Consider the following 26,539-nt stretch of genomic DNA (forward strand, 5'->3'; position numbering starts at 1 on the left):
AACCCATCCTAGGACAAGATTTTGAGGAATTGGCAAGCATCGAGTAGACCTTGTCCAAAAAAGAGTAAGCATAAAAATCCCTGTCATTAACAAATGGCAGGGATTTTAGTTAAAAGAAGGTCAGGATGCGAAGGTAGTCTACTGTCAGCGCGAGCTCTGCAATGAAGAAGGGTAAGAGAATAGCACCATCAAGTAAGACAGCTAGTAAGAAACGATAGAATGGGTCAAGGCCACTAGTCTTACTTGGTTTACTAATCACAAAGAGATTGCCAAGGGCAAAGATGGCCATGCTTAGAAGAGTGAGGATGCCAGCAAATCGTAAGCCACCAAAGAGTGCAAAGAAACTTGCTAGAGCCGTTAGAACAAGTGGGATAGCAAAAAGTCTGCTATACCGATCAAAGGCTTCTTGGAATGTGAAGTCGTTCTCCTGGTCCAGCACACGTCGGACAGTAAAGCCTCCCAGAATGATGGAAAAGTAAAATAGAGCGCTAGCGACCAAGATAGAAAGGCCAGCAAAGAGATCTAAAGGTGGGAACTGGTTAGGAGAACTATTAGCAATAGAAATCATATAGCCATAGTAGAGGTGCTTGATATGATAGATACTAAAGAAAAGGTTGATTGACGACAGCAAGGTGAGTAGGGCAAAGACACTATAACGATGCTTTTGGTCCGTATTCTTGCTGGTAGTTGGTTCTTGGATAGCGTCCAGCAGCCAAGTCCAAAATAGTGCGATTTCTGCTTTTAATCTGGCTGTTTTACGAGGGTCAATATCTGGGATATAGGGGCTTTCTAAAGCCTTGCTGAGGATACTTTTCTCTTTTACAGGTTTTTCTTGCTTGTGTCCCTCTTCAGCTTTCCCTTCTCCCTCTTCCTCTGTTTGGGCTTCTTCTATCGTTTCGGGAGCTTCCTCCTCATGCCTTTCCGACTCTTTAGGTGAGATAGGAGTTTCTTGGCTTGCTTGTGGTTCGGTCTCTACAGTATCCGAAGTCTCTGGTTGGTCGGGCTGGATTTCCGATTTCGTCTGAGCTGATTTCTTCTCAAGATCGGCGCTTTCAAACCATTCTTGTGTCATGGTGGAACCTCCTTTTTTATGATCGTTTTCTATTTTTAGATTAGCAGATGAAAGCGTTTTTGTCAATGGTTTCTAGATGGAGAAGAGTACTCTTCTTTTGGTAGGTAGATATCTTGGTTGGCTTTTGCAATGAGTAGGTCCTTGATATCTGCTTTTTCCGTTTTATAAGGGTTGGCAAGTACATTCTCTTTTTGTCCACGATGTTCTTCTTTGGGTTGACGATAGATACCACCATGCTGAGAAGAAATTTCTAGATTGATACGGTCGGTCTCTTTCTGGGAGAGAATGAGTTGTAGAGTTGAATAAGCCTCTAGCTCGACCTTGCCGTGAACTTGGATATTTTCAGCATAGATGTGTGCTCCCTCCGTCTTGACCTGACTATCTGTCAATTCGGCATCAAAGATATTGATGATATGAGATGCCGTTAATGTGCTGTTCTTGATAGAACTTTCTGTTAGTCTTAAGAGATAGCCTTTTGTTTTGATGGTTGCATTTTCAAGGTTGGCTTGACGAATATTAGTTTGTCCACGATTGGCTGAGACGGTGATAGCTTGCAGCTTTCTTCCTTTGGGTAGGGAGAGAACGACTTCGTCAAAACGATTAGAATAGTTGCTGGCGATACGAAGTAGGCTTTCGATTCCTGAACCGAGAAAACGATGTTGGGAGGCTTGTTTGTCAGTGACGCTCAGTGTTTTGTCACTCATACCAGTAGTCAAATCGTGACGACCAGATACGGAAGGATGATAGGTGATATGGATCTTGTCATCTACAGACTCTGTGATGGTTAGGCTGTGTTCTTCAAGGGTCAAATCAAGTTTTTCCACTTCGCTTCCAAAGGTCACTTCTTCGATACGATTGTCATAGACGGGGTCTTTTGACATGGCAAGCAAACTTTGAATACCATTGGACTGGGCGCCTACAATGATCATGATAAAACCAAGGATTGTAGAAACCACACCAAAGATGAGAAATCCTTTTGTCAATTTACGCATGTCTGTCACCTCTCTTTCCTTTTTTAAGAATCCATTGCACCAAGCGGACGATTAGGAGACCAAAGAAACGGGCTACATAGGAGATACCTAGTAGAACAAGAGAAGAAGCACCGATAGAAAGCAAACCGGCCCCAAAAATCAAGATAAAGGCAGATTTGGCTTCGACCAGAACACTAAAGCTCTCTATGATAAAGAGTCCACCTAGCAGGATACCCGTCACCGAAACAGTGAAAAAGGCTAGAATGACGGAGACAGCTGCGATAAAAATACCGATGATGGCCATGAGGATGCCGATCCCGACCGGAATTCCGATAGGAGCTACTAGCAGAGCCAGGAGGGCAATGTGTAGCAGTTGGCGATCATTCTTTTGAGCAGGTGCCTCATTGACCTTTTTATCGAGAAGATCAGAGAGGATATCATGGGCAGCTTCTTTTGGAGTTCCCAGACTGGCAATGAGTTCTTCTTCGCCCTCTGGACCTGCATCGTCAAATAGTTCCTTAAAGTAGTCCATAGCTTCGATGCGGTCAGCTTCAGGTAGTTTATGGAGATAGGTTTCTAACTGAGTCAGATAGTCAGTTCTTGTCATGGCGGATACTCCCTTCTATGATGCCGTTGACGGTGTCGGTATAGAGCGTCCACTCTTCCTTTAGAGTAATGAGCTGCTCTACGCCCCGATTGGTCAAGGAGTAGTATTTGCGCATACGCCCCTGAAACTCTCTAGAGTAGGTGGTGAGAAAGCCACTGGCTTCCAATTTTTTGAGAATGGGATAGAGCGTAGATTCTTTGATATTGGCGATGAGCTTAATGGTTTGACTAATCTCATAACCATAAGAATCCCCCTGCTCCAGTACAGCCAAGATGAGAAACTCAATCAAGGCAGAGGATGTTGGGAAGTACATGGGAAACCTCCTTTATATTATATAAAAATTTTATATATACTCTTTTCAAATATATTGTATCTCAAGTTGAAAGCCCTGTCAAGAAATATGTGTAAAAATTTTATATATAAAAAACTCCTAGTAAAAACTAGGAGTTTAGAGACTCTGACATCAGCTATTTCACAGAAATTTATATTTTAAAGATAAGCTAGAATAATGATTTATAATCTAGGATATTATCTCTTATGCCGTCTAGCAAAGGGATAAACTCAGTAAAATCGAATTCTTTATAATTCTTTAGAACATACTTTGAAAAAATTTCTTTTCCATAATGATTATCACCACCATCTTTATGAAATTCCTTTCCTTTTAAAATAGGTAGTGAATTTTGAGACGATGAAAATAATAAATCTTCAATATCAGAGGACTTACCGTCATTCATGTGAGGCATTAAAGGTGTCGCCATTATATATAGGCTATCCTTTTTATTAATTCGCCAAGGTTTATCTCTTCTAACTTTTTCTAAATTGTCTGAAATTTTCTCTTCTAATTTTATATTCTTTGAATCTTCCAAGTCTTTATTCTTTGGGATCATCAAGTCTTTTGCATGACTCGCAAATAAAAATAAAGCCGATTTATCATTGCCATTTCTATTATTCGATTCATTATCAAATAAAAATATTGTTGGATAATTGGGAAGACTATTGGTTAATTGTTTGAAATAAGTAATGTAGTTTGTGTATAAAATTCTTTCTTCTGAATTTAGTGCAAAAAATTTTTTTTCTTTTTTCTCATTATAGTAAAATTTATCAGAAAAATAATTATACCAAAATTTAAAACCTTCTCCCCCTTCTGGAACATTAAAAAGGTATTCTATCGTATTGCTACGATTCAGAAATTCAATTTTAAATATAAAGTTATTTCCCTCTTTTTCAATAAGTTCCGGATACTTTTGATAAAGATTTTTTAAAGCCGCTTTAATATATCTAGGATCAGTTTTTCCCTCTGTTATAATTATAGGTTTGTCATTCCCGAAAAAATATTTATAAAATAGAAATTTTTTGTACTCTTTTTCTCTAGAATTAAATAAAGACATGTACGTTTTCTTTTCTTCTTTACCGATACTGTAAAATTCTGTAGGTAAATTATATGTATGATGTTTTGTGTTGTGTAACAATTCTTTTTGTAGGTCTTTATTATAAAAGATATACTTCCAATAATATTTCGACTCTGATTTTCTTGATGAATTTCTTCCTAATAAATACTTTTGCGAATCTAGATTATTTTGCATCAAAGATTTTTTATAAAGTAAATAGTTGTTGTATTGTTCTATTTGAAAAATAAAAGCAAAGCGTCCCGTTAGTTGATTGATCGTTCCTGGTGTTTTATCTATTTCAAAAGCTCCATCTTTGTATAATCGAAAGGCCATTGCGCGAGTATTTTTTACGTATTCTCTTTTTACATTTATTTTTTTGTTGACAACCAGTCCAGTAACTTCTTGACGCTGCATGTTATTACTCAATCGTGTTTTTTTAGGATTGATTTCAAAACCAGATGAGATTATTAAGTCTTCTAATTCCGTTAAAAAGTTTTCTAATTCTTTGCTTGCTCTCAATTTATTAGAGTTTAATTCACGATTTGTTGAAAAAGTCAAATCATCGGCATATCTAGAATATGTAAAACGATATTTTTTAGCAATTTTGACAATCCGATAATCTAATATTCTAGTGATTAAATTTGTGATGATAGGAGAAGACGGAGCTCCTTGCGGTAGCTTACCTTGATAACACGCAATTTGTGCGATTACAGTAGCAATTTCTGGTGAAACGGCAAAATCCCTGTCTTTTATAAAGAAACCTCTTACTCTTCCGAAATTAAAAGAATCAAAAAAGTTTTTCAAGTCAATGTTCAGAATGTATTTCTTGTTTCGATGCATCTGAGAGTTGGTAATAATGCTTTTCCCCTTTTCAAATGCGTGAGACAGAACAGGTGTTTTAAAGTTCTTATCCTTAGATTTAGATTCTATGCTTTCAAGGTAACATTCCCACAAAACATTAGACAATTTTTTCTGAAGGAACTTCAACTCTTTTTTGGGGGCATGTATAACTCTTTCTCCACCATTCTTTTTAGGGATAGGGAAAGAGTTATATAAATTATCAGTTTTTATATTGTACAATAAATAATTGATGTATTTGGCACTTTTCAAGCCAAGTAGCTTAGCAAAATCATCCTTTGTCTGTAGTTGATTAAATTTGGTCATCATTTTTCCTCATACAAAAAGCGTATGATAACTCTTACGCGAACAAGATTGCCAGTAGAAATCCTAATGAATCCTGAAGCTAATAACACCAGATGAAGCCAAACACTCCTATAACATTGTTGTTAATACTTGCGAACACACAAGTCAAAAATCTAATCATACGCAACTTTATTCTATCACAAAATAACCTGTTAATCTAGAATTAAGACATCTTAGACTATAAATTTTTATCAACACCTCAAAAAGCCAGACAGAATCTGGCTTTGCATTGTTTGTATCTGAGAAGTATTTTAGAAAAATTAAAGGATCTTATCCGCCCGATCCACCATAAAGAGTGAGATGGTCATGATGATATCGATGGCTAGAAGGGCAAGGACAGCTGGGATCCAAGATTGGAAAAGTTCAAAACTGTAACCAAACAAGGCGGGTCCAAAAGCAGCTAAGATGTAGCCTCCTGTTTGCGCTAGTCCTGATAGCTGAGCGGTCTTTTCAGGAGAACTGGTTTTAAGAGAAAAACAAACCATGAGGTAGGGGAAGAGGGCACTGCAGGCCGTTCCAATCAAGAGATGGACGACTAACCAGTAGAGGAAATTATTGGTTGGATACAAGAGCATGGCAATTCCTGTCATCCCAGAGAAGGAAATGATTGCCAGCATGATTCGACGGTGACCATCTGATAGACGAGTCGTCAGACTTGGAACAGTCATTGAAAAAGGAATGCTGATCAGTGAGAAGATAGAAGCCAGAAGAGCTGCATCACTATTAGAAATACCAGCACTAACAGCCATAGTTGGCAACCAGGTCATACTTGTATAAAAGAGCAAGGACTGAAGCCCGCCAAAGATAATGATAGCCCAGACATCTTTACTTTTTAGAATATTCTCTTTGACTTGCTTTTCTTTTTGGCTTTCTAGGTGGTGGTTGTGGCGATGATTTGGCAACCAGACTAGCAGAGTGACCAGACAGAGAAAGCTGAGAACGAGGATGAGTCCCTTCCAAGAACTAGCTTGGGTGATAGGGACCGAAAGATAAGAAGCGATGGCTGTCGAAATTCCCATGGCAGTGACATAGAGCGTTGTTAGGAAACTAATCTTTTGAGGCTGATTTGCTTGGATCATACTTGGGAGGAGTACATTGAAGATCGCAATGCTTGCTCCCACAATTAAGGTCCCTAGATAGAGAAGGGGAAGATTGAAAATCCGAATGACAGAGCCAACAGTTAAGAGGAGGAGACAGTAAGTAAAGAGATGTTCCAACCCGATTTTTTGTGCCAAGCGGCTTGCAAAAGCAGAGAAAAGAGCAAACATCAAGAGAGGGAGACTGGTTAAAATCCCAAGAGAGCTAACCTCCACTCCTAGTCCCTGAGCGATATCTCCTAAGATAGTTGGAAGAGCAGTAAAAGGAGAGCGTAAAACGGTCCCGATTAAGACAATTCCTAGAACAAAAAAGAGTGATTGTTTTTTCATAAAAACCTCAATAGGATGATTTTAATAACAGCTTATTTTAAGGTTTTTTCCTTATAATGTCAAGTAATGATAGCCAAGAAAGTTCGATTGATTTAAGCGAGAATAGAGTGAAAGGAGATACATTTCTTTACTAGAATTTTCCTTGATTTGATATAAAAATAGGAAAGTGAGAAAATTTGTGATAAAATAGTGGAAGGAAATCTATATATTGGAGAAAAACGGTGCCTGAAAAGCAAAAAATCAGCGTCTTGATGTCGGTCTATGTAAAGGAAAACCCGACGTTTTTGAGAGATGCTATCAAAAGTGTTCAAAATCAAACCTTGAAACCGAGTGAACTTGTTCTTGTTGAGGATGGGCCCCTCACGCCTGAGCTCTATCAGGTGCTAGATGAAGTGGAAGCTCAGTCAGACATTCCAGTGAAACGGTGCCCCTTAGAGCAAAATCAAGGTTTAGGCTTGGCTCTTCGTTACGGTGTTTTGCAGTGCCAGTATAACATTATTGCTCGCATGGATACGGACGATTTAGCCGTTCCGGATCGTTTTGAGAAACAGCTTCAACTGATGGAGAAAGAAAATCTCGATCTCTTAGGTGGGCAGATTGCAGAGTTTATTGACAATCCAGATGAGATTGTGTCTTATCGTCGTGTTCCAACTCAGCACGCAGACATTGTGGCTTATCAGAGAATGAGAAGCGCCTTTAACCATATGACAGTCATGTTCAAAAAGGACATGGTCCTCAAGGCGGGCAACTACGAAGACGGGCTTTACATGGAGGATGATCTCCTTTGGCTCAATATGATTACGTCAGGTGCCAAGACTGGCAACCTAGATCAAATCTTGTGTAAGGTTCGTGTCGGTGCAGGGATGTTTGAGCGTCGAGGTGGCTTGCGTTACCTTAAATTCTACCGTCAAGCTCGCCAACGGATGCTTGAGCGAGGGCAAATTTCTTACATAGAATATGCTAAAAGTATGTTCATTCAGGCAATTGTTGCACTTTGTCCAGGTTTTGTACGTCAGTTTATCTTTGTCAAACTTTTAAGAAAGAGCAAGTAAGACCTGATAGATTGAACGATTCGGGTTATCATAACAATAGTATCATTTGACTCTTTTAAGGGGGAGTAAATTCCTATGAATAAAAAACTAACAGATTACGTGATTGATCTGGTTGAAATTTTAAATAAACAGCAAAAACAAGTGTTTTGGGGGATATTCGATATTCTGAGTATGGTGGTTTCCATCATCGTATCTTATATCTTGTTTTATGGCCTTATAAATCCTGCGCCTGTGGACTATGTGATTTACACTCTTTTAGCCTTCCTTCTCTATCAAATCATGATTGCATTTTGGGGGCTAAATGCTAGTATCAGTCGTTATAGCAAGATTACGGATTTCATGAAAATCTTTTTCGGAGTGATGCTCAGCAGTGTTCTTTCTTATGGAATCTGCTATGCCTTTCTTCCATTGTTTTCTATCCGTTTCATCGTACTCTTCATTTTGTTGAGTACCTTCCTCATCTTGCTTCCTCGTATCACTTGGCAGCTGATTTATTCTAAGCGCAAGCAAGGTAGTGGAGATGGAGAGCATCGCCGTACCTTCTTGATCGGTGCTGGTGATGGTGGCGCCCTCTTTATGAACAGCTACCAACATCCAACTAGCGAGCTTGAGATAGTGGGGATTTTGGATAACGATGAAAAGAAAAAGGGACAAAAACTAGGTGGAATCCCAGTTTTGGGCTCTTATGATAATCTACCTGAATTGGCCAAACGTCACCAAATCGAGCGTGTTATCGTAGCAATCCCTTCGCTTGATCCATCAGAGTATGAACGTATCTTGCAGATGTGTAATAAACTAGGTGTCAAATGTTACAAGATGCCTAAAGTTGAGACGGTTGTTCAAGGTTTACATCAATCGGGTAGTGGTTTCCAAAAAATTGATATCACGGACCTTTTGGGCCGTCAGGAAATTCGCCTTGACGAATCACGTCTGGGTACTGAGATTACAGGCAAGACCATCTTGGTGACAGGAGCTGGTGGTTCGATTGGTTCGGAAATTTGTCGCCAGATTAGCCGCTTCAACCCAGAGCGTATCGTCTTGCTTGGACATGGTGAAAATTCAATCTACCTTATTTATCATGAGTTGATTCGTAAATTCCAAGGGATTGATTATGTTCCTGTCATTGCAGATATTCAGGATTATGATCGTCTTTTACAAGTGTTTGAACAGTACAAACCAGCTATCATCTACCATGCTGCAGCCCACAAACATGTTCCAATGATGGAGCGCAATCCAAAAGAAGCCTTCAAGAACAATATCCTCGGGACCTACAATGTTGCCAAGGCTGTTGATGAGGCCAAAGTACCTAAGATGGTCATGATTTCGACTGACAAGGCGGTTAATCCGCCGAATGTTATGGGGGCGACTAAGCGCGTGGCAGAGTTGATTGTCACTGGCTTTAACCAACGTAGCAAATCAACCTACTGTGCAGTTCGTTTTGGGAATGTTCTTGGTAGCCGTGGTAGCGTGATTCCTGTTTTTGAACGCCAGATTGCTGAAGGTGGCCCTGTAACGGTGACAGACTTCCGTATGACACGTTACTTCATGACCATTCCAGAGGCTAGCCGTCTGGTCATCCATGCTGGCGCTTATGCCAAGGACGGAGAAGTCTTTATCCTTGATATGGGCAAACCGGTCAAGATCTACGACTTGGCTAAGAAAATGGTCCTTCTAAGCGGGCACACGGAAAGTGAAATTCCAATCGTTGAGGTCGGTATCCGACCAGGTGAAAAACTCTATGAAGAACTCTTGGTTTCGACCGAATTGGTTGATAACCAAGTCATGGATAAGATTTTCGTTGGTAAGGTTAACGTCATGCCTCTAGAAGCCATCGATCAAAAGATTGAAGAATTCCGTTCACTCAGTGGAGATGAGCTCAAAGAAGCAATTATTTCCTTTGCAAATGAGACAACCCATGCTGAGTAAGGGTGACTAATTAACTAATTATAAATAAAAGGCCAAGGTTCTGTTTGTACAGGACCCTGGCCTTTTTACTCTGTAATTTCAAATCGTTGTATTATTTATAGTTGCCTAATGATATCGTCAATGGTACGGGCAATCCAATCAGGTTGATAGCTGAGCAAATCAGCCTCTTCTCCAAATCCCCAAGTAACAGCAAACTTTTTAATGCCAGTTTCTTGGGCTCCAATCATATCAAATTTGGTGTCCCCGATGATGAGGACTTGGTCTGCAGGGAGTCGATACGTCTGTAAGGCGTAACGGATGACATCCGCCTTGTGAGGCGTTTCAGGACTGGAACCGAAAATGTCATCAAAGAAATGATGGATTCCCAGATTTTTAGTCATATCATGAGCAGTAGGAGTATTCTTTGTTGTAGTGATGTAGAGAGGGTAGTTTTGCGAAAGCTCTTGGAGTAATTCCGTTATTCGGGGGAAGAGTTGGGCTTCGTGGATTCCTTTTTTCTTATAGTAAGAACGATAGATTTGAACAGCTTCTGAGATTTGTTCTTTTGGAAGGCAGGTCGCAAAACTACTTTCAAGCGGCGGGCCCATAAAACCACGAATAGTTTTGGCATCAGGGCTTGGAACTCCTAGTTGTTCAAAGGTATAGGTGAAGGCATTGTGGATCCCAATGGAGCTGTCAACCAGGGTTCCGTCTAGATCAAAAAAGATAGCTGAGATAGAGGACATGATTTCTCCTAATAGATATAGATAAGCTTATTCTCCGAAGATTTCTTTTTGTAGGCGACGACCAGTCGGAGTGGCTGCAAGTCCACCTTCAGCCGTTTCACGAAAGGCAGTTGGGAGGCTGGATCCGACTTGGTACATGGCATCGATAACTTCATCGACAGGGATTTTAGATTCGATACCTGCCAAGGCCATATCAGCCGCGATAAAGGCAAAGCTGGCTCCCATGGCATTTCGTTTGACACAAGGAACTTCAACCAAACCAGCAACAGGGTCACAGATGAGACCTAGCATATTTTTAATGACAAAGGCGATGGCTTGGCTAGCCTGATAGAGCGTTCCACCTGCGGCCAAGGTCAAGGCTGCGGCACTCATGGCAGAGGCAGAGCCGACTTCGGCCTGACAGCCACCTTCAGCACCTGAGATAGAAGCGTTATTTGCGATAACCAATCCAAAGGCACCCGCGGCAAAGAGGAAATCGAGTTGTTCTTCGTGGCTGAGGTCAAGTTTTTGGATAGCAGCAGTAAGAACGGCTGGCAGACAGCCGGCACTTCCTGCGGTTGGAGTGGCGCAGACCAAGCCCATCTTCGCATTGTGTTCATTAACTGCGATGGCATTACGGGCTGCTGATAGGATGGTAAAGTCCGACAAGGCCTTGCCACTTTTGAGATGGCGGTCTAGTTTGGCCGCGTCTCCACCCGTTAGGCCACTACGGGATTTATTTTCACTAAGGCCAAGCTCGACAGAGGCTTTCATGACTTCTAGATTGCGCTCCATCAGGAGGAGAACTTCTGGCCGTTCTCGACCGGTTAGTTGATATTCTGTCGCAATCATGAGTTCTGCGACATTTCCTTGGAAGTCTAGATCTGCTTGCTCAACCAATTCTTTGATAGAATAAAACATGTTTCCTCCTACTTAAAGAAATTGACATTGTGGAGATGAGGGATTTTTCGGATTTCTTCAATCGCCTCTTCGCAACTTCGACTATCGACTTCGATAATCATAATGGCTTTTTCTCCAGCTTTTTCTCTAGTCACATTCATCTGAGCGATGTTGATATCAAAACGAGAGAGGGCTTCTGTAACATGGGCAATCATACCCGGAATATCCTGATGCACGATGATGATGGTCGGGGTATTCATGTTGAGAGAGACGGCAAAACCATTGAGTTCCGTAACTTGGATATTTCCCCCACCGATGGAAATCCCTGTCACACTAATGGATTTATGGTCATTCTTTACAGTGATTTTAGTGGTGTTAGGGTGAGGAGCATTGCTGTCTTTCTGAATGGTCCAGACAATCTTGATGCCCCGTTTATGGGCAATCTCGAGACTGTTTGGGATGTCGGGATCATCCGTATCCATACCTAAAATACCAGCTACGAGAGCGAGGTCCGTTCCATGACCACGGTAGGTCTTGGCAAATGAGTTAAATAATTGGAATTCTACCTCTGTTGGCGTATCGTCAAAGATGGAAGAGACGATTTTTCCGATACGAACAGCTCCAGCAGTATGGCTACTTGATGGGCCAATCATGACAGGCCCGATAATATCAAAGACAGATTGAAAACGAAGTGATTGCATCTGTTTCCCCTTACAAAGATTCTTATATCTATTATATCAAAGAATGAACCTCTGCGCTTATTTCACTTATCAAAACCTCAAAATGATTAAAGATGGTATAAAATAAGGTCTTTTGTGACAAAAACCTCCGTAAAACGGTAAATATAAAACATTTTTGTAATATTTCTACATATAACCGTTAAACAACAGTAACATTTAAAAGGTATCATAGATATATTCAATAGAAGGAGAATTTTTAGATATGTCATTAACAACTAAAAAAATCAAAACAACTATCGCAGGAGTAGCAGCTTTGCTTGCTTTCTTTGCCCCAGCTCTTGCCTCTGCACAAGAAACTGTAACTTACACAGTTAAATCAGGTGATACTCTTTCAGAAATCGCTGAGAAGTACAACACAACTGTTGAAAAATTGGCAGCAAAAAACAACATCAAAGATATTCACCTTATCTTTGTTGACCAAGTTTTGGTTATCGAAGGAACAGCTTCTACTGTAGCTCCAGCAGCAACAACGGAAGAAACAGCTCCAGTAGCTACAGAAACAGTTGAAGAAGCTCCAGCAGCAACAACAACTTATGAAGCCCCAGCTGCACCTGCAACTCCTGCAGCACCAGCAGCAGAAAGCAACACTGCAGCAACTTCTACTGTAAGTGGTTCTGAAGCAGAAGCCAAAGAATGGATCGCTCAAAAAGAATCAGGTGGTAGCTACACTGCTACAAACGGACGTTACATCGGACGTTACCAATTGACAGATTCATACTTGAACGGTGACTACTCAGCTGAAAACCAAGAACGTGTAGCAGATGCCTACGTTGCAGGACGTTACGGTTCATGGACAGCTGCCAAGAACTTCTGGCTTAACAATGGTTGGTATTAAGAACGAACTAACAGAATAAGAAGTAAAAGTTGAGGAATTTCCTCGACTTTTTTATATTTCCTTTGGTTGATAATAGGTCTCTACTTCTTTTTGGAGATGAGATAGCATGGAGGTCTCATTGGTTAGCTCCAGAAGGGAGAAACCTTTTTGGATAAGTTTAGGATCATCCGTACAAATCCCAATACGGACATAGCAGATAGCAAGTCTATCGTAGTTTTTCTTGTTCTTGGCGTCCTCCAGTAAAGTGTAGCAGATTTGTTGACACATGTTTTTATCTTGATTGTATAAGTAAATGGTAGAGAGGTTGAGTAGAATTGCCATTCGCAAGTCATATAAATGTTGATAGTTTTTATAGACTTCTAAGCGGTGCAAGATTTTTCCAGTGATGAGATGGATATGTTCTATAGGAAAGGTAAAGAGAATGGTATTGAGAATTTTTAAGTCATTCTCGTACCAAGTGTCCTGCTTTTCTATCTTCTTCCATAGCTTCTTTACAGTATTGTTAACTTCGATTGACAGTTTTTTAGTCCCATTTTGGCGAATATAGATAACAATTTCTAGCATATCTCGTATCTCTTTGATGGGGAGGTCGTGGTGAGGTTTGAGGTAGTCTTGACATTTTTGAAATAGTTTTTCGAGTTCATTAGTCCCTAGGATTGAGCTCATATTGAGATAGGTTTGCATAATTTCTGTGCGTTGACTTGGTTGATAAAGTTGACAGATATATTCAAACTCTTCAAAACTCATATTGACTTGTCGGAGAAGAAACTCCATATTCTCATATTTAGGAGTTGTTTTCCCGCTTTCGATTTTTGATAGGCTGGTTCTTGAGAGAATATCCCCACAGACCTCCTCTTGAGTTAACCCTTTTGATTCACGGATTTCTTTATAAACATTTCCAAAATCGTATCGCATGATCTCCTCCTTGTTCGTGAAAAAAGTTAACATATTTTATTGTGTTATTAAAAATATTGTATCATAAAGACATAAAAAGTAAAGTAAAGTAAAAATCTACAATAATTTTGTGAAAAAGCTGACAAGAATCTTTGACGTTAAGAAAAGAGTTATAATATAGCTATAAAAAAGGTAGGAGAAAAATTATGGATAAAAAAGTACTTCGTTTTTTGGTCTTTCTTGCATTCTTGGTTGCCATAGCTTCACAGTTTCCGTGGAATTGGCCAATATAATGCGCTAGTTGTAAAAACGAAAGGAAGGTGAGTCCAATGGACTATGATACTTGTTGACACATTATTATAGCTGTTTTTAGGGCATAGCTCTCAACAAACAGGAGAAATAAATCATGAAAAAATTAGTTAAAATTGGTGTTGCATCTTTAATGGTATGTGGTTTACTTGCTACTACAAATGCTTTAGCAGTATGGGTTGATGGTGGTCAATGGAATTATGGAGTAGGTTGGACAGGAACTTTTGGATATTCTGATTATTTACATTCTACTCGCTCTCATACAGCAACGGTCCGACATGGTAGTAGAATCTCTAAGGATCGTGAAGCTCCCGAGGTTTGGGCTCAAGCTTCCCTCACAAAGATTCCGCCAACAGGATTAGAATATTTCTATGGATTTTAAGTGGAATTTTCCCTCTCCTATTAGGAGAGGGAGAACTTTATTGGAGGTATCTTTATGAAAAAAATCAGTCATCTTTGTATGTCTCTGCTGTTGTTGTGTACCACTTTTTTTGTTTTTAATATAAACTACACACGTGAAGTGGTTCGGATTCGGGAAATGGGAAAGACTGTAGATTCTTTGGATTTGTATTTGAAAGATATTAACGAACCTGCAGTATCTGTTCTTCGATTTTTTGAGGATGTATCAAAGGAGTACAAAGTCTCCATCATCAAAACAGACAGTGGTGATGAGGTGGTCAAGTCTGGTGTTTTTGATAAAGATACCTTTCCCTACCAAGAGTTTGGGATTTCTTCTCTTGATTTTACCACAGATGGTGAGGGAGTTTACAGTAATAAAGAAATTTCCAATAAACTTGGTACGATTCCGACTTTTCTAAAAGCCAAGCCTATTCAGCTTATGACTTTTCAAACCTATATCAAGGATACATCTCGTAGTTTAAATGGTCGCTATACGATAACTTCTACACAAGAGATGGACAAGGATAGGATTGTACAGAAATGGAGCGATTTTTTCAAGATAGACCAGGTTACCTTGTTAGAGCCGACCTACAAAAGTGCAGTGGAAGTCATAAATCGAGATTTGCTTTTATCTACCATTGTTTTTGTCTTGGCTATTTTACTTCTTGTGTTAGTGACAGTGTATCAGCCAATGATGGAGATGAAAAGAGTTGGGGTACAAAAATTACTTGGTTTTCAAGACAGGGCTGTTTTAGCTGATGTTGTGAAAGGCAATCTCTACCTCCTCCTAGGTGGGGCGCTTGTGATCAATCTAGGAGTGTGTTTCTTGCTTGATTACAAGCCAAAAGATTTGTTCCCAATGTTATGGTTGTCGCATTTTTTGCTTTTGCAACTTTATCTCTTTATCAGTTGGTTGACCTATCTCTTGATCCAAAAAATGACAATCAGCTCTCTGCTGAAAAGTTTTTCATCTTTTAAATTTGGTTTACTCTTTAATTATTTGATGAAAATTGGAACTACCATTTTACTGACAGTCTTGCTAGTTGGGGTAGGAAAAAGTTTGGAGCAAGAAAACAAAGAGTTGGATTACCAGAAACAGTGGATCAGTCAAGGAAATTATCTGACCTTGGAAACTTTCCAACTCAACGATAACCTGTGGCAAGAGCAGTTGGCAGGCTCAGAGCAAGCAGTGGATTATTTCTATCGATTTTATCAAGACTTGGTAGAAAAAACGCAGGCAGGCTATGTGCGAAGTAGCAGTCTTCCTGTAAAAAATTTTGTCAAATCAGAACAGATTCAGCAATATCAGTTAACAGATACGGTGGATGTTTACTATGCTAATAGCAATTTTCTAAAGAGCAAGGGATTCAAGCTACCAGATACCGGCACTAAAAAAATTATTTTGATGCCAGCAAGTACGAAAGGTGAAGAAGATAAAAATCAGCTCTTGGGGAAGTTAATTGCCTATCATTCGATGAAGTATGAAGAGCAGCAAAAACGAACGATAGAGGAGATGGATGTCGAGGTTGCCTATTATGAAGGAGATTGGTCATTTTTTCCATATAGTGAAAAGCAAAAGGAAAATCTCTCCAATCCAATTATTAGCTTGGTCAATGATTCTGATATGATGTGGGATGAAAAAGCCTCCCTGTCAACAACAGGTTTAAATAACCCCATTAAAATCGAAAATACGGTACAATATCAAAAAGACATTACAGAGTTAGTTGAGAAATTGTCAGATGGGAACTATCTTAAGTTTTCATCTATTCAAGCCATTCAACAAGAGAAGGTGGATAGTTATCGAGATGCTGTTCGGAATTTTAACCTACTCTTTGCTTTGTTTGGTCTCCTTAGTATGATGATTTCCTACTTCTTACTAGTAACAACTTTCTTGTTGAAGCGAACAGATATTATTACCAAGAAGTTTATGGGCTGGAAATTAATAGATCGGTATCGTTCCTTGCTGGGTCTTCTATTAGCTGTCTATAGCCTTCCTTTTATGGTCTTGCTATTCTTTACACAGGCACTTTTCCCGCTCCTACTTTTTGCAGGATTTACAGGCTTAGATATCCTGTTTGTACTTTTCTTGGGCTCTAAGATGGAACAAAGAAATGTAGTGCAGTTATTGAAAGGGGATCACTTATGATAAAGTTGGAAAATGTTACGAAAACCATTGGGAAAAAAGTTATTTTGGAGAACTTATCTCTAAAAATTAACCAAGGAGATTTAGTTGCCATTGTTGGGAAAAGTGGCAGTGGCAAGTCAACCTTGTTAAATCTTTTGGGTTTGATAGATGGCGATTACAGTGGACATTATGAAATTTTCGGTCAGCAAAATGTACCTGTCAATTCTGTTAAGTCGCAAGCGATTATCCGCGAACATATCTCTTATCTATTTCAAAATTTTGCTCTGATTGACAATGAAACGGTAGAGTATAATCTCATGCTCGCTCTAAAGTATGTGAAATTGTCCAAGAAGGACAAAGTCAAAGGGATAGAAGAAATTTTAGAGAGAGTGGGGTTGCCATCAACTCTACATCAGAAGGTTTCAGAGTTATCTGGAGGGGAACAGCAGCGAATCGCAGTTGCTAGAGCCATTTTAAAACCCAGCCAGCTCCTTTTAGCAGATGAACCAACCGGTTCTCTAGATCCTGAAAATCGAGATTTGGTTTTGAACTTTCTCTTAGATATGAACAAGGAAGGTAAAACGGTCATTATCGTTACCCACGATGCCTATGTGGCCGAACAGTGCCATCGAGTCATTGAATTGTGAAAGAGAATGTGGAGAGTTCGTTGATCTCTTCATCTTACCTGTAATTGGACAATTGTATTTTTAAAAAATCAAATAGTATAAATAAGCTTATTATATGTAAAAATATATCATATAATGAGTTTTTCTTGATTAAAATGAAATAAAATACAGTTTTTCCTTGACAAACGAGAACGAGAAGAGTATTATTTATACAATAATAAAGTATAAAAATGAAAGTAGGCTCTTCTATGAATAAAGTGAAGAAGGTGTTGATGGCGATGTTTGGTTTGCTTATGTTTCCCTTATTATTTGCTTGTAGTAACACTCAATCCCAAGGTGTTGAAGCCATTAAGGCTAAAGGAAAATTGGTGGTGGCCCTAAATCCAGAGTTTGCTCCATTCGAATACCAGAAATTGGTTGATGGGAAAAATCAGATTGTAGGTTCAGATGTTGAACTAGCCAAAGCCATCGCAAAGGAACTGGGTGTAGAAGTGGAGTTCTCTCCAATGAGTTTTGACAATGTACTGGCTAGTCTTGATTCAGGTAAGGCCGATCTTGCCATATCAGGTGTTTCTAAAACGGAGGAGAGAAGTAAAGTTTACGATTTTTCGATTCCCTACTACACTTCGAAAAATAAGGTTATCGTAAGAAAATCTGAATTAACGAATTACCAATCAGTCAAGGATTTGGCTCAGAAAAAGGTTGGAGCGCAGAAAGGTTCTATCCAGGAAACTCTGGCTAAAGAAACCTTGCAGAATTCTTCTCTCGTTTCACTTCCTAAAAATGGAAATTTGATAACAGACTTGAAATCAGGGCAACTGGACGCGGTTATCTTTGAGGAGCCAGTGGCGAAAGGATTTGTAGAGAATAATCCAGACCTAGCCATCGCTGAGTTTGATTTTGACAATGACAAAGAAGATTCCTACGCTGTTGCGATGAAAAAAGACAGTAAAGAATTGAAAGAGGCGGTTGACAAAACCATCCAGAAATTGAAGGATTCTGGGGAGTTGGACAAATTGATTGACGATGCTTTTAAAGCCTCTATCGAAAAATAGAAAGAAGGAAGAGAAATGAGTAAGGAAAAAGTTATTTTAGCCTATTCAGGTGGATTGGATACATCAGTTGCTATTACATGGTTAAAAAAAGACTATGATGTGATTGCTGTTTGTATGGATGTGGGTGAAGGAAAAGATTTGGAGTTCATCCATGATAAAGCTCTCAAGGTTGGGGCTGTTGAGTCTTATGTCATTGATGTTAAGGAAGAATTTGCTAATGACTATGTTTTAGTGGCCCTTCAGGCTCATGCCTACTACGAACAAAAGTACCCCTTGGTATCTGCTCTGAGTCGCCCTCTTATTTCAAAAAAACTCGTTGAAATAGCTCATCAGACGGGGGCAACCACAATTGCCCATGGTTGTACAGGTAAGGGAAACGACCAAGTTCGGTTTGAAGTCTCTATTGCAGCTTTGGATCCCAATCTAAAGGTAGTTGCGCCTGTTCGTGAGTGGAAATGGTCTCGTGAAGAAGAAATCCAATATGCCAAAGAAAATGGCGTCCCAGTTCCTGCTGACCTTGATAATCCTTACTCTGTCGATCAAAATCTTTGGGGACGTGCAAATGAATGTGGTGTTTTGGAAAACCCTTGGAACCAAGCACCAGAAGAAGCATTTGGAATCACATCTTCTCCAGAAGAGGCACCAGACAGTCCAGAATTTATTGACATTGAGTTTAGCTGCGGGGTGCCCATATCCCTCAATGGAGAGAAGATGAAAGTGGCGGATTTGATTCAAAAGCTAAATGAAATTGCGGGCAAACACGGTGTTGGTCGTATTGACCATGTGGAAAATCGCCTAGTCGGTATTAAGTCAAGAGAGATTTATGAGTGCCCAGGTGCTGTGACTTTATTGGCAGCTCATAAGGAGATTGAAGACTTGACTCTTGTGAGAGAAGTGGCTCATTTTAAACCTATTATCGAAAATGAGTTGTCCAATCTCATCTATAATGCCTTGTGGTTTAGCCCAGCAACTCAGGCTTTGATTGCCTATATCAAGGAGACACAGAAAGTTGTCAATGGAACTGCAAAAGTTAAACTTTATAAGGGGAACGCCCAGGTAGTGGCGCGGAAATCTCCAAATTCTCTTTACGATGAAAATTTGGCGACTTATACCAGTGCGGATACCTTTGACCAAGATGCGGCTGTGGGATTTATCAAGCTTTGGGGGCTTCCGACTAAGGTTTATTCAGAAGTTCAGAAAAATGTTGAGTAGTGACGCGATAGAAAGGGACGACAGGATATGTCGAGAAATACAAAATTATGGGGTGGTCGATTTGAAGGCACTGTGGAAGATTGGGTAGAGCAGTTCGGTGCGAGTATTTCCTTTGACCACCAGCTGGCAAAATTTGATTTGATGGGTTCCCTAGCTCATGTTCAAATGCTAGGACAGACTGGCATTTTGAGTTTGGAAGAGGCAGAGCAGATCCAAGATGGTCTGCAAGCTTTATTGCGAGATTTAGAGGCAGGAGAGCTTCATTTTGATATTGCAAATGAAGATATTCATATGAATATGGAAGTGTTGCTGACAGAAAAAATCGGTCCTCTGGCTGGGAAACTACACACAGCTCGTTCTCGGAATGACCAAGTCGCAACGGATATGCACTTATATCTAAAGGAGCAGCTTGGCCATGTCTTGGATAAGTTGGCGAATCTTAATAGTGTTTTGCTGGATTTGGCTGAAAAACATGTGGAAACCATCATGCCAGGCTATACCCATTTGCAGCACGCCCAACCGATTAGTTTTGCCCATCATCTCATGGCTTATTACAATATGTTTCAAAGGGACAGCGAGCGATTCGCATTTAACCTGAAACATACGGACCTATCTCCCCTGGGTGCGGCTGCCTTGGCGGGGACAACTTTTCCAATCAATCGTCAATTATCGAGTGATTTATTGGGCTTCCAACAACCCTATACCAATTCCTTGGACGCAGTGAGTGACCGTGATTTTATCTTGGAATTCCTGTCAAATGCCAGCATTTTGATGATGCATATGAGTCGTTTTTGTGAAGAAATCATCAATTGGTGCAGTTTTGAGTATCAGTACATTAGCTTGTCTGATAGCTTTTCGACGGGTTCGTCTATCATGCCCCAGAAGAAAAATCCTGATATGGCCGAGTTGATTCGAGGGAAGACAGGACGGGTTTACGGGCACTTACTTGGGCTATTGACTGTCATGAAGTCTTTGCCTCTGGCATATAATAAGGATTTGCAAGAGGACAAGGAAGGCATGTTTGATACAGTAGAAACGATTTTGAATTCTCTGGATGTGTTGGCAGGTATGCTATCGAGCATGAAGATCAATAAGTCTAAAATGCAGCAATCTACAGAGAATGATTTTTCGAATGCGACCGAACTGGCAGATTATTTGGCTGAAAAAGGCCTCCCCTTTAGAGAAGCACATGAAATTGTAGGGAAATTGGTTCTAGATTCTATCAAGCATGGTAAAAATATCCAAGATTGGGATCTGGAGGAGTTGCAAGTCTACCATCCCTTGATTGAAGAGGATATTTATATCTACTTGCGCCCAGAAACCGCTGTTCAGAGACGGAATTCCTTAGGAGGAACCGGCTTTGAGCAAGTGAAATACCAGATAGAACAAGCGAAGAAAGAACTTAAAGGGGAAAATTGATTCGTTTGCAAAGTAATAAAGAGAGGCTGAGATGATTTATCAGCCTCTTTCTTGTCTTCTCCAACCAAGCGTGTTATAATGAATACTGCTCAAGCGACCTTCAATCGTTAAGCACACACGACCTTCAATCGTGAACTAGTCATTTCGTTTATCTTTTATTACGTCGTTAACTCGTCTTACCTAACTCAAGTTATGCCTGCGACTCGTTGCCTAGTCCTAAAAGCAAACGAAAAGACTATACTCAAAGAAATTCTATTGAAAGTCATAGTAAATAGAATTTTGAGGGGTATAAATAAACGAATAGATGGGAGACTTACCATGAGTGATAACTCTAAAACACGTGTTGTCGTGGGGATGAGTGGTGGTGTTGATTCGTCGGTGACGGCTCTCTTGCTCAAGGAGCAGGGCTACGATGTGATCGGTATCTTCATGAAGAACTGGGACGATACAGATGAAAACGGCGTCTGTACGGCGACCGAAGATTACAAGGATGTGGCTGCGGTGGCAGACCAGATCGGCATTCCTTACTACTCTGTCAATTTTGAAAAAGAGTACTGGGACCGCGTCTTTGAGTATTTTCTAGCGGAATACCGTGCAGGGCGCACGCCAAATCCAGATGTTATGTGTAACAAGGAAATCAAGTTCAAGGCCTTTTTGGACTATGCTATGACCTTGGGGGCAGACTATGTAGCGACTGGGCATTATGCTCGAGTGGCGCGTGATGAGGATGGTACTGTTCACATGCTTCGTGGCGTGGACAATAGTAAGGACCAAACCTATTTCCTCAGCCAACTTTCGCAAGAACAACTGCAAAAAACCATGTTCCCACTGGGACATTTGGAAAAACCTGAAGTTCGCAGACTAGCAGAAGAAGCAGGCCTTGCGACTGCTAAGAAGAAAGACTCGACAGGGATTTGTTTTATCGGAGAAAAGAACTTTAAAAACTTCCTCAGTAACTATCTACCAGCCCAGCCTGGTCGCATGATGACAGTGGATGGCCGTGATATGGGCGAGCATGCAGGACTTATGTATTATACGATTGGTCAGCGTGGCGGACTTGGTATCGGTGGGCAACATGGCGGTGACAATGCCCCTTGGTTTGTTGTCGGAAAAGACCTAAGCAAGAATATCCTCTATGTAGGCCAAGGTTTCTACCATGATTCGCTCATGTCAACCAGCCTAGAGGCTAGCCAAGTTCACTTTACTCGTGAGATGCCAGAAGAGTTTACGCTCGAATGCACGGCTAAATTCCGCTACCGTCAGCCTGATTCTAGGGTGATCGTCCATGTCAAAGGAGACAAGGCAGAGGTCATCTTTGCGGAGTCACAACGCGCGATCACGCCAGGTCAGGCAGTTGTCTTTTACGATGGTGAAGAGTGTCTCGGTGGCGGTTTGATTGACAATGCCTACCGCGACGGACAAGTTTGTCAGTACATTTAGATTGACAAATTTTCTCAATTTGCTACAATAATAAAAGCAATAGAAATGATGGTCAAAGCTCATGGATGTTGCAGGTCTTTTTGTCCTGCACTTCTTACGAGTTTTGACTGTTTTTGTGTCGTTTAAGGGAAAGGATAAAAATGACTCAACCAGACTTTCGGACAAAAGTGGGAAATACTGTTTTTGGTGTTCGGGCGACAGCCTTGATTCTCCAAAATGGCAAGCTCCTAGTTACCAAAGACAAGGGTAAATATTACACTATCGGTGGTGCGATCCAAGTCAATGAAAGAACGGAAGAAGCGGTAGTCCGTGAAGTGAGGGAAGAACTGGGTGTCAAAGCTGAGGCTGGGCGACTAGCCTTTGTAGTTGAGAATCGTTTTGAACAGGACGGTGTTTCCTATCACAACATCGAGTTTCATTATCTGGTGAACTTGCTTGAGGATGCCCCATTGACCATGCAGGAAGATGAAAAAACGCAGCCCTGTGAGTGGATTGATTTGGATCAGCTCCAGAATATTCAACTCGTTCCAGCCTTTTTAAAAACAGCCCTACCCGATTGGGACGGCCAACTAAGACACATTCATCTTGAGGAATAGGAGAGAAAATGACTTATAATTTTACGGAAGAATACGATATTATTGTAATCGGTGCGGGACACGCTGGGGTGGAGGCTTCCTTGGCTGCCAGTCGAATGGGCTGCAAGGTCTTGCTTGCGACCATCAACATTGAAATGCTGGCTTTCATGCCTTGTAACCCTTCTATCGGTGGTTCTGCCAAGGGGATTGTCGTGCGTGAAGTCGATGCCCTGGGTGGTGAAATGGCCAAGAACATTGACAAGACTTACATCCAGATGAAGATGCTCAACACAGGGAAGGGACCAGCTGTCCGTGCCCTCCGTGCGCAGGCTGACAAGGAGCTTTACTCTAAGGAAATGCGCAAGACGGTTGAAAATCAAGAAAATCTGACTCTCCGTCAAACCATGATTGATGAGATTTTGGTGGAAGATGGCAAGGTCGTCGGTGTTCGTACAGCGACCCATCAAGAGTATGCTGCCAAAGCGGTTATCGTGACGACAGGGACTGCCCTCCGTGGGGAAATCATTATCGGAGACCTCAAGTATTCGTCAGGTCCTAACCATAGTCTAGCTTCTATAAACCTAGCTGACAATCTCAAGGAACTGGGGCTCGAAATTGGTCGTTTCAAGACAGGAACCCCTCCACGTGTCAAGGCTTCTTCTATCAACTACGATGTGACAGAGATTCAGCCAGGAGACGAGGCACCAAATCACTTCTCTTATACTTCCTGTGATGAGGACTATGTCAAAGACCAAGTGCCATGCTGGTTGACCTACACCAACGGTACCAGTCATGAGATTATCCAAAATAACCTCCACCGCGCGCCTATGTTTACAGGTGTGGTCAAGGGAGTGGGACCTCGCTACTGTCCATCAATTGAGGATAAGATTGTACGCTTTGCGGACAAGGAACGCCACCAACTCTTCCTTGAGCCAGAAGGGCGCAATACAGAGGAAGTCTATGTTCAAGGTCTTTCAACCAGTCTGCCTGAGGATGTCCAACGTGACTTGGTTCATTCTATCAAAGGTTTGGAAAATGCTGAGATGATGCGAACTGGTTATGCTATCGAGTACGACATGGTCTTGCCTCACCAGTTACGTGCCACTCTGGAAACCAAGAAAATCTCAGGTCTTTTCACTGCTGGTCAGACAAATGGTACATCTGGTTACGAAGAAGCAGCAGGTCAAGGGATTATTGCTGGTATCAACGCAGCTCTGAAAATCCAAGGCAAGCCTGAGTTGATTTTGAAGCGAAGTGACGGCTATATCGGGGTCATGATTGACGACTTGGTGACCAAGGGAACTATTGAACCCTACCGTCTCTTGACCAGTCGTGCTGAATACCGCCTCATCCTCCGTCATGACAATGCCGATATGCGTTTGACAGAGATGGGGCGCGAGATTGGCCTTGTGGACGATGAACGTTGGACTCGCTTTGAAATCAAGAAAAATCAATTTGACAATGAGATGAAGCGTCTAGACAGCATCAAACTCAAGCCAGTCAAGGAAACCAATGCTAAGGTTGAGGAGATGGGCTTCAAACCGTTGACAGATGCGGTGACAGCCAAGGAATTCCTTCGCCGTCCAGAAGTTTCTTACCAGGATGTGGTGGCTTTCATCGGACCTGCAGCAGAGGACTTGGACGACAAGATTATCGAATTGATTGAAACAGAAATCAAGTACGAAGGCTATATTTCCAAAGCCATGGATCAGGTTGCTAAGATGAAACGCATGGAAGAAAAACGGATTCCAGCCAATATCGACTGGGATGATATTGATTCTATCGCGACAGAAGCTCGCCAGAAGTTTAAACTCATCAATCCAGAAACTATCGGCCAAGCCAGCCGTATTTCGGGAGTAAATCCAGCAGATATTTCTATTTTGATGGTCTATTTGGAAGGTAAAAACCGTAGTATTTCTAAAAATCAAGAAAAGAAAGCATAGAGAAAAACAGCTCCGAAGACGGGGCTGTTTTGTTGACTTATTCTTCATCTGGTGTGAGGATCATCGGGATGATGATCGGTTCACGTTCTGTATTTTCATAGAGGAAGGGGCGAATGGCGTTGACAATAGCACCATTGACAGATTGCACGCTAGCATCTTTGTTTTTCAATGCGATACGAATGGCATTGAAGAGGATGCGCTGGCTTTGGCGAATCAAGTCACCAGATTCTCTCATGTAGACAAAGCCGCGGCTGAGGATATCTGGTCCAGATAGAATCATCTGCGACTTAAAGTCAACAGTTGCGACTGCTAGAACGACACCGTCTTCTGATAGATCACGACGGTCTTTGAGGACAGCCGCACCGATTTCACCGATACGATTTCCATCGACATAGATATCTTGGGCATTGAAGTGGCCTGCGATACGAGCAGAGTTAGCAGTAAGGGCAAGCACATCACCATTGCTCATGATAAAGATATTATCCTTCTCGACACCCGTATCTACCGCTAGTCCAGCGTGGACTTTCTGCATACGGTATTCACCATGGACAGGCATGAAGTATTTGGGTTTAATCAAGCGGAGCATGAGTTTTTGCTCTTGCTGACCACCGTGTCCAGAGGTGTGGATATTGTTAATCTTTCCGTGGATGACTTCGACACCAGCTTCTGAGATAATGTTAATCAACTTGTTGACGCTAGTGGTGTTTCCAGGGATTGGGCTAGAAGAGAAGATAACGGTATCGCCGGGTTGGAGTTGCACCTGACGGTGGGTTCCGTTAGCGATACGAGAGAGGGCAGCCATAGGCTCACCTTGACTACCTGTACAGAGGATAAGAACCTCGCCTGCAGGGTAGTCTTTGATTTCATTTGGCTCGATAAAGGTTCCCTTAGGAGCTTTGATGTAGCCAAGTTCGATACCGTTGACAATGGCCTTTTCCATCGAACGTCCAAAGACCGCAATCTTGCGTCCAGTCTTAACAGCAGCATCCGTTGCTTGCTGGAGACGGAAGATATTTGAGGCAAAGGATGCAAAGATGATGCGTCCTTCGATGCCTTGGATAATCTTCATGATGGACTGACCAACGACTTTTTCAGAGTTGGTAAAGGTTGGAACTTCTGCATTCGTCGAGTCAGACAGGAGACAGAGTACGCCTTCTTCCCCAAGGGCTGCCATACGGTGCAAGTCCGCTGGTTCACCAACTGGTGTAAAGTCAAACTTAAAGTCACCCGTACAGACGATTTTTCCTTGCGGGGTATGAATGACAATCCCCAAAGGCTCTGGAATAGAGTGAGTGGTTCTAAAGAAAGTTGCCTTGAGATTTTTAAAGGTCAACTCAGTGTTGTGGTTGATTTCGTAAAGTTTGGCGTTGCGCAAGAGACCGTGTTCTTCGAGTTTTCCACGGATCAAAGCTAAGGCAAGTGGTCCAGCGTAGATAGGGACATTTGCTTGCTTGAGCAGGAAAGGAATCCCACCAATGTGGTCCTCGTGTCCGTGTGTGATCAAAACAGCCTTGACGCGGTCGATATTGTCCACGATGTAAGAGTAATCAGGAATGACATAGTCGATACCCAGCAAGTCATCTTCTGGGAATTTAATCCCAGCATCGACGATAATAATCTCGTCTTGGTATTCAATTCCGTATGTGTTTTTTCCGATTTCTCCCAGACCACCGATGGCAAAAACGCCGACTTCTTCAGGTTTAAGAGTGTAGGCCAT

At 41.3% G+C, this 26,539-nt stretch carries 23 protein-coding genes; 12 read left to right on the forward strand and 11 right to left on the reverse strand.

From position 1 onward, the window contains the following. Nucleotides 1-109: 109 nt before the first annotated feature. From AC4ME5_RS04365 to AC4ME5_RS04390, 6 genes are all read right to left on the reverse strand, one after another. Nucleotides 110-1,072, reverse strand: a complete 963-nt coding sequence (locus AC4ME5_RS04365; RefSeq protein ID WP_491800132.1) for a DUF6574 domain-containing protein — start codon at nucleotides 1,070-1,072, stop codon at nucleotides 110-112. 62 nt (nucleotides 1,073-1,134) lie between these two features. Beyond that, nucleotides 1,135-2,064, reverse strand: a complete 930-nt coding sequence (locus AC4ME5_RS04370) for a DUF4097 family beta strand repeat-containing protein (RefSeq protein ID WP_216733729.1) — start codon at nucleotides 2,062-2,064, stop codon at nucleotides 1,135-1,137. Then, the gene (locus AC4ME5_RS04375; RefSeq protein WP_033630476.1) at nucleotides 2,057-2,650 is read right to left on the reverse strand and encodes a DUF1700 domain-containing protein; all 594 of its coding nucleotides are present in this window, start codon (nucleotides 2,648-2,650) and stop codon (nucleotides 2,057-2,059) included. The genes AC4ME5_RS04370 and AC4ME5_RS04375 overlap by 8 nt, the downstream gene beginning before the upstream one ends. Beyond that, a complete protein-coding gene (locus AC4ME5_RS04380) occupies nucleotides 2,637-2,963 on the reverse strand; it encodes a PadR family transcriptional regulator (protein ID WP_084852814.1) in 327 nt (108 codons plus the stop codon). Before AC4ME5_RS04380 ends, AC4ME5_RS04375 begins: the two co-directional genes overlap by 14 nt. A gap of 187 nt (nucleotides 2,964-3,150) precedes the next feature. Next, nucleotides 3,151-5,202, reverse strand: coding sequence for a retron Ec67 family RNA-directed DNA polymerase/endonuclease (locus tag AC4ME5_RS04385; protein WP_084853147.1), 2,052 nt, complete (start codon nucleotides 5,200-5,202; stop codon nucleotides 3,151-3,153). Between the two features lie 299 nt (nucleotides 5,203-5,501). Next, nucleotides 5,502-6,668, reverse strand: coding sequence for a CynX/NimT family MFS transporter (locus tag AC4ME5_RS04390; RefSeq protein WP_491800136.1), 1,167 nt, complete (start codon nucleotides 6,666-6,668; stop codon nucleotides 5,502-5,504). Between the two features lie 221 nt (nucleotides 6,669-6,889). Here AC4ME5_RS04390 and AC4ME5_RS04395 point away from each other — a divergent pair, with 221 nt between their 5' ends. Both AC4ME5_RS04395 and AC4ME5_RS04400 read left to right on the forward strand, forming a co-directional pair. After that, complete coding sequence (locus tag AC4ME5_RS04395) at nucleotides 6,890-7,720, forward strand: glycosyltransferase (RefSeq protein WP_096421523.1); 831 nt, start codon at nucleotides 6,890-6,892, stop codon at nucleotides 7,718-7,720. 75 nt (nucleotides 7,721-7,795) lie between these two features. Continuing rightward, nucleotides 7,796-9,646 (forward strand): nucleoside-diphosphate sugar epimerase/dehydratase, encoded by a 1,851-nt coding sequence (locus AC4ME5_RS04400; RefSeq protein WP_061588568.1) that lies wholly within the window; start codon nucleotides 7,796-7,798, stop codon nucleotides 9,644-9,646. A gap of 95 nt (nucleotides 9,647-9,741) precedes the next feature. Here AC4ME5_RS04400 and AC4ME5_RS04405 read toward each other — a convergent pair whose 3' ends face one another. From AC4ME5_RS04405 to sdaAB, 3 genes are read right to left on the reverse strand one after another with little or no spacing between them, the layout of a single operon-like run. Further along, complete coding sequence (locus AC4ME5_RS04405; RefSeq protein WP_491800138.1) at nucleotides 9,742-10,371, reverse strand: HAD-IA family hydrolase; 630 nt, start codon at nucleotides 10,369-10,371, stop codon at nucleotides 9,742-9,744. A 27-nt stretch (nucleotides 10,372-10,398) separates the two neighbouring features. Beyond that, nucleotides 10,399-11,271 carry an L-serine ammonia-lyase, iron-sulfur-dependent, subunit alpha gene (gene sdaAA / locus AC4ME5_RS04410; RefSeq protein ID WP_491800140.1) on the reverse strand — a complete coding sequence of 291 codons (873 nt, stop codon included), beginning with the start codon at nucleotides 11,269-11,271 and terminating at the stop codon, nucleotides 10,399-10,401. A gap of 8 nt (nucleotides 11,272-11,279) precedes the next feature. Beyond that, nucleotides 11,280-11,951, reverse strand: coding sequence for an L-serine ammonia-lyase, iron-sulfur-dependent subunit beta (gene sdaAB / locus AC4ME5_RS04415; protein ID WP_001191177.1), 672 nt, complete (start codon nucleotides 11,949-11,951; stop codon nucleotides 11,280-11,282). A 241-nt stretch (nucleotides 11,952-12,192) separates the two neighbouring features. Between sdaAB and apf the strand changes: the two genes are divergently transcribed. After that, nucleotides 12,193-12,825, forward strand: a complete 633-nt coding sequence (apf, locus tag AC4ME5_RS04420; protein WP_270747181.1) for an aggregation-promoting factor — start codon at nucleotides 12,193-12,195, stop codon at nucleotides 12,823-12,825. A 51-nt stretch (nucleotides 12,826-12,876) separates the two neighbouring features. Here apf and AC4ME5_RS04425 read toward each other — a convergent pair whose 3' ends face one another. After that, a complete protein-coding gene (locus tag AC4ME5_RS04425; RefSeq protein WP_491800143.1) occupies nucleotides 12,877-13,740 on the reverse strand; it encodes a helix-turn-helix domain-containing protein in 864 nt (287 codons plus the stop codon). A 385-nt stretch (nucleotides 13,741-14,125) separates the two neighbouring features. Between AC4ME5_RS04425 and AC4ME5_RS04430 the strand changes: the two genes are divergently transcribed. The 9 genes from AC4ME5_RS04430 (at nucleotide 14,126) to mnmG (ending at nucleotide 24,822) form a co-directional block, all read left to right on the forward strand. Then, nucleotides 14,126-14,410, forward strand: a complete 285-nt coding sequence (locus AC4ME5_RS04430) for a lactococcin 972 family bacteriocin (RefSeq protein WP_084939443.1) — start codon at nucleotides 14,126-14,128, stop codon at nucleotides 14,408-14,410. A gap of 54 nt (nucleotides 14,411-14,464) precedes the next feature. Then, nucleotides 14,465-16,573 carry a bacteriocin-associated integral membrane family protein gene (locus AC4ME5_RS04435; RefSeq protein ID WP_491800145.1) on the forward strand — a complete coding sequence of 703 codons (2,109 nt, stop codon included), beginning with the start codon at nucleotides 14,465-14,467 and terminating at the stop codon, nucleotides 16,571-16,573. Beyond that, nucleotides 16,570-17,199, forward strand: coding sequence for an ABC transporter ATP-binding protein (locus tag AC4ME5_RS04440; RefSeq protein ID WP_491800147.1), 630 nt, complete (start codon nucleotides 16,570-16,572; stop codon nucleotides 17,197-17,199). The genes AC4ME5_RS04435 and AC4ME5_RS04440 overlap by 4 nt, the downstream gene beginning before the upstream one ends. Nucleotides 17,200-17,426: 227 nt before the next feature. Beyond that, nucleotides 17,427-18,233: an ABC transporter substrate-binding protein gene (locus tag AC4ME5_RS04445; protein WP_491800149.1), complete on the forward strand. Its 807-nt coding sequence runs from the start codon at nucleotides 17,427-17,429 to the stop codon at nucleotides 18,231-18,233. 15 nt (nucleotides 18,234-18,248) lie between these two features. Further along, complete coding sequence (locus tag AC4ME5_RS04450; RefSeq protein ID WP_000031908.1) at nucleotides 18,249-19,445, forward strand: argininosuccinate synthase; 1,197 nt, start codon at nucleotides 18,249-18,251, stop codon at nucleotides 19,443-19,445. A gap of 27 nt (nucleotides 19,446-19,472) precedes the next feature. Further along, entirely contained in the window at nucleotides 19,473-20,864 is a 1,392-nt protein-coding gene (gene argH / locus AC4ME5_RS04455; protein WP_491800151.1) for an argininosuccinate lyase, read from the forward strand. A gap of 318 nt (nucleotides 20,865-21,182) precedes the next feature. After that, a complete protein-coding gene (mnmA, locus tag AC4ME5_RS04460) occupies nucleotides 21,183-22,304 on the forward strand; it encodes a tRNA 2-thiouridine(34) synthase MnmA (RefSeq protein WP_491800153.1) in 1,122 nt (373 codons plus the stop codon). A 140-nt stretch (nucleotides 22,305-22,444) separates the two neighbouring features. After that, the gene (locus tag AC4ME5_RS04465; RefSeq protein ID WP_491800155.1) at nucleotides 22,445-22,900 is read left to right on the forward strand and encodes an NUDIX hydrolase; all 456 of its coding nucleotides are present in this window, start codon (nucleotides 22,445-22,447) and stop codon (nucleotides 22,898-22,900) included. A gap of 8 nt (nucleotides 22,901-22,908) precedes the next feature. Further along, a complete protein-coding gene (gene mnmG, locus AC4ME5_RS04470) occupies nucleotides 22,909-24,822 on the forward strand; it encodes a tRNA uridine-5-carboxymethylaminomethyl(34) synthesis enzyme MnmG (protein ID WP_491800157.1) in 1,914 nt (637 codons plus the stop codon). Nucleotides 24,823-24,859: 37 nt separating this feature from the next. Here mnmG and rnjA read toward each other — a convergent pair whose 3' ends face one another. Beyond that, complete coding sequence (gene rnjA / locus AC4ME5_RS04475; RefSeq protein ID WP_070569451.1) at nucleotides 24,860-26,539, reverse strand: ribonuclease J1; 1,680 nt, start codon at nucleotides 26,537-26,539, stop codon at nucleotides 24,860-24,862.

Source organism: Streptococcus sp. A69, assembly GCF_058556195.1.

What these genes read in the sequence shown, in the direction of transcription:
- AC4ME5_RS04435 (WP_491800145.1), top strand. Translation starts at nt 14,465, where the DNA reads ATGAAAAAAATCAGTCATCTTTGTATGTCTCTGCTGTTGTTGTGTACC.
- AC4ME5_RS04400 (WP_061588568.1), top strand. Translation starts at nt 7,796, where the DNA reads ATGAATAAAAAACTAACAGATTACGTGATTGATCTGGTTGAAATTTTA.
- argH (WP_491800151.1), top strand. Translation starts at nt 19,473, where the DNA reads ATGTCGAGAAATACAAAATTATGGGGTGGTCGATTTGAAGGCACTGTG.
- AC4ME5_RS04465 (WP_491800155.1), top strand. Translation starts at nt 22,445, where the DNA reads ATGACTCAACCAGACTTTCGGACAAAAGTGGGAAATACTGTTTTTGGT.
- AC4ME5_RS04430 (WP_084939443.1), top strand. Translation starts at nt 14,126, where the DNA reads ATGAAAAAATTAGTTAAAATTGGTGTTGCATCTTTAATGGTATGTGGT.
- AC4ME5_RS04445 (WP_491800149.1), top strand. Translation starts at nt 17,427, where the DNA reads ATGAATAAAGTGAAGAAGGTGTTGATGGCGATGTTTGGTTTGCTTATG.
- AC4ME5_RS04370 (WP_216733729.1), bottom strand. Translation starts at nt 2,064, where the DNA reads ATGCGTAAATTGACAAAAGGATTTCTCATCTTTGGTGTGGTTTCTACA.
- apf (WP_270747181.1), top strand. Translation starts at nt 12,193, where the DNA reads ATGTCATTAACAACTAAAAAAATCAAAACAACTATCGCAGGAGTAGCA.
- rnjA (WP_070569451.1), bottom strand. Translation starts at nt 26,539, where the DNA reads ATGGCCTACACTCTTAAACCTGAAGAAGTCGGCGTTTTTGCCATCGGT.
- mnmA (WP_491800153.1), top strand. Translation starts at nt 21,183, where the DNA reads ATGAGTGATAACTCTAAAACACGTGTTGTCGTGGGGATGAGTGGTGGT.
- AC4ME5_RS04440 (WP_491800147.1), top strand. Translation starts at nt 16,570, where the DNA reads ATGATAAAGTTGGAAAATGTTACGAAAACCATTGGGAAAAAAGTTATT.
- sdaAA (WP_491800140.1), bottom strand. Translation starts at nt 11,271, where the DNA reads ATGTTTTATTCTATCAAAGAATTGGTTGAGCAAGCAGATCTAGACTTC.
- mnmG (WP_491800157.1), top strand. Translation starts at nt 22,909, where the DNA reads ATGACTTATAATTTTACGGAAGAATACGATATTATTGTAATCGGTGCG.
- AC4ME5_RS04385 (WP_084853147.1), bottom strand. Translation starts at nt 5,202, where the DNA reads ATGACCAAATTTAATCAACTACAGACAAAGGATGATTTTGCTAAGCTA.
- AC4ME5_RS04380 (WP_084852814.1), bottom strand. Translation starts at nt 2,963, where the DNA reads ATGTACTTCCCAACATCCTCTGCCTTGATTGAGTTTCTCATCTTGGCT.
- AC4ME5_RS04390 (WP_491800136.1), bottom strand. Translation starts at nt 6,668, where the DNA reads ATGAAAAAACAATCACTCTTTTTTGTTCTAGGAATTGTCTTAATCGGG.
- AC4ME5_RS04425 (WP_491800143.1), bottom strand. Translation starts at nt 13,740, where the DNA reads ATGCGATACGATTTTGGAAATGTTTATAAAGAAATCCGTGAATCAAAA.
- AC4ME5_RS04450 (WP_000031908.1), top strand. Translation starts at nt 18,249, where the DNA reads ATGAGTAAGGAAAAAGTTATTTTAGCCTATTCAGGTGGATTGGATACA.
- sdaAB (WP_001191177.1), bottom strand. Translation starts at nt 11,951, where the DNA reads ATGCAATCACTTCGTTTTCAATCTGTCTTTGATATTATCGGGCCTGTC.
- AC4ME5_RS04365 (WP_491800132.1), bottom strand. Translation starts at nt 1,072, where the DNA reads ATGACACAAGAATGGTTTGAAAGCGCCGATCTTGAGAAGAAATCAGCT.
- AC4ME5_RS04375 (WP_033630476.1), bottom strand. Translation starts at nt 2,650, where the DNA reads ATGACAAGAACTGACTATCTGACTCAGTTAGAAACCTATCTCCATAAA.
- AC4ME5_RS04405 (WP_491800138.1), bottom strand. Translation starts at nt 10,371, where the DNA reads ATGTCCTCTATCTCAGCTATCTTTTTTGATCTAGACGGAACCCTGGTT.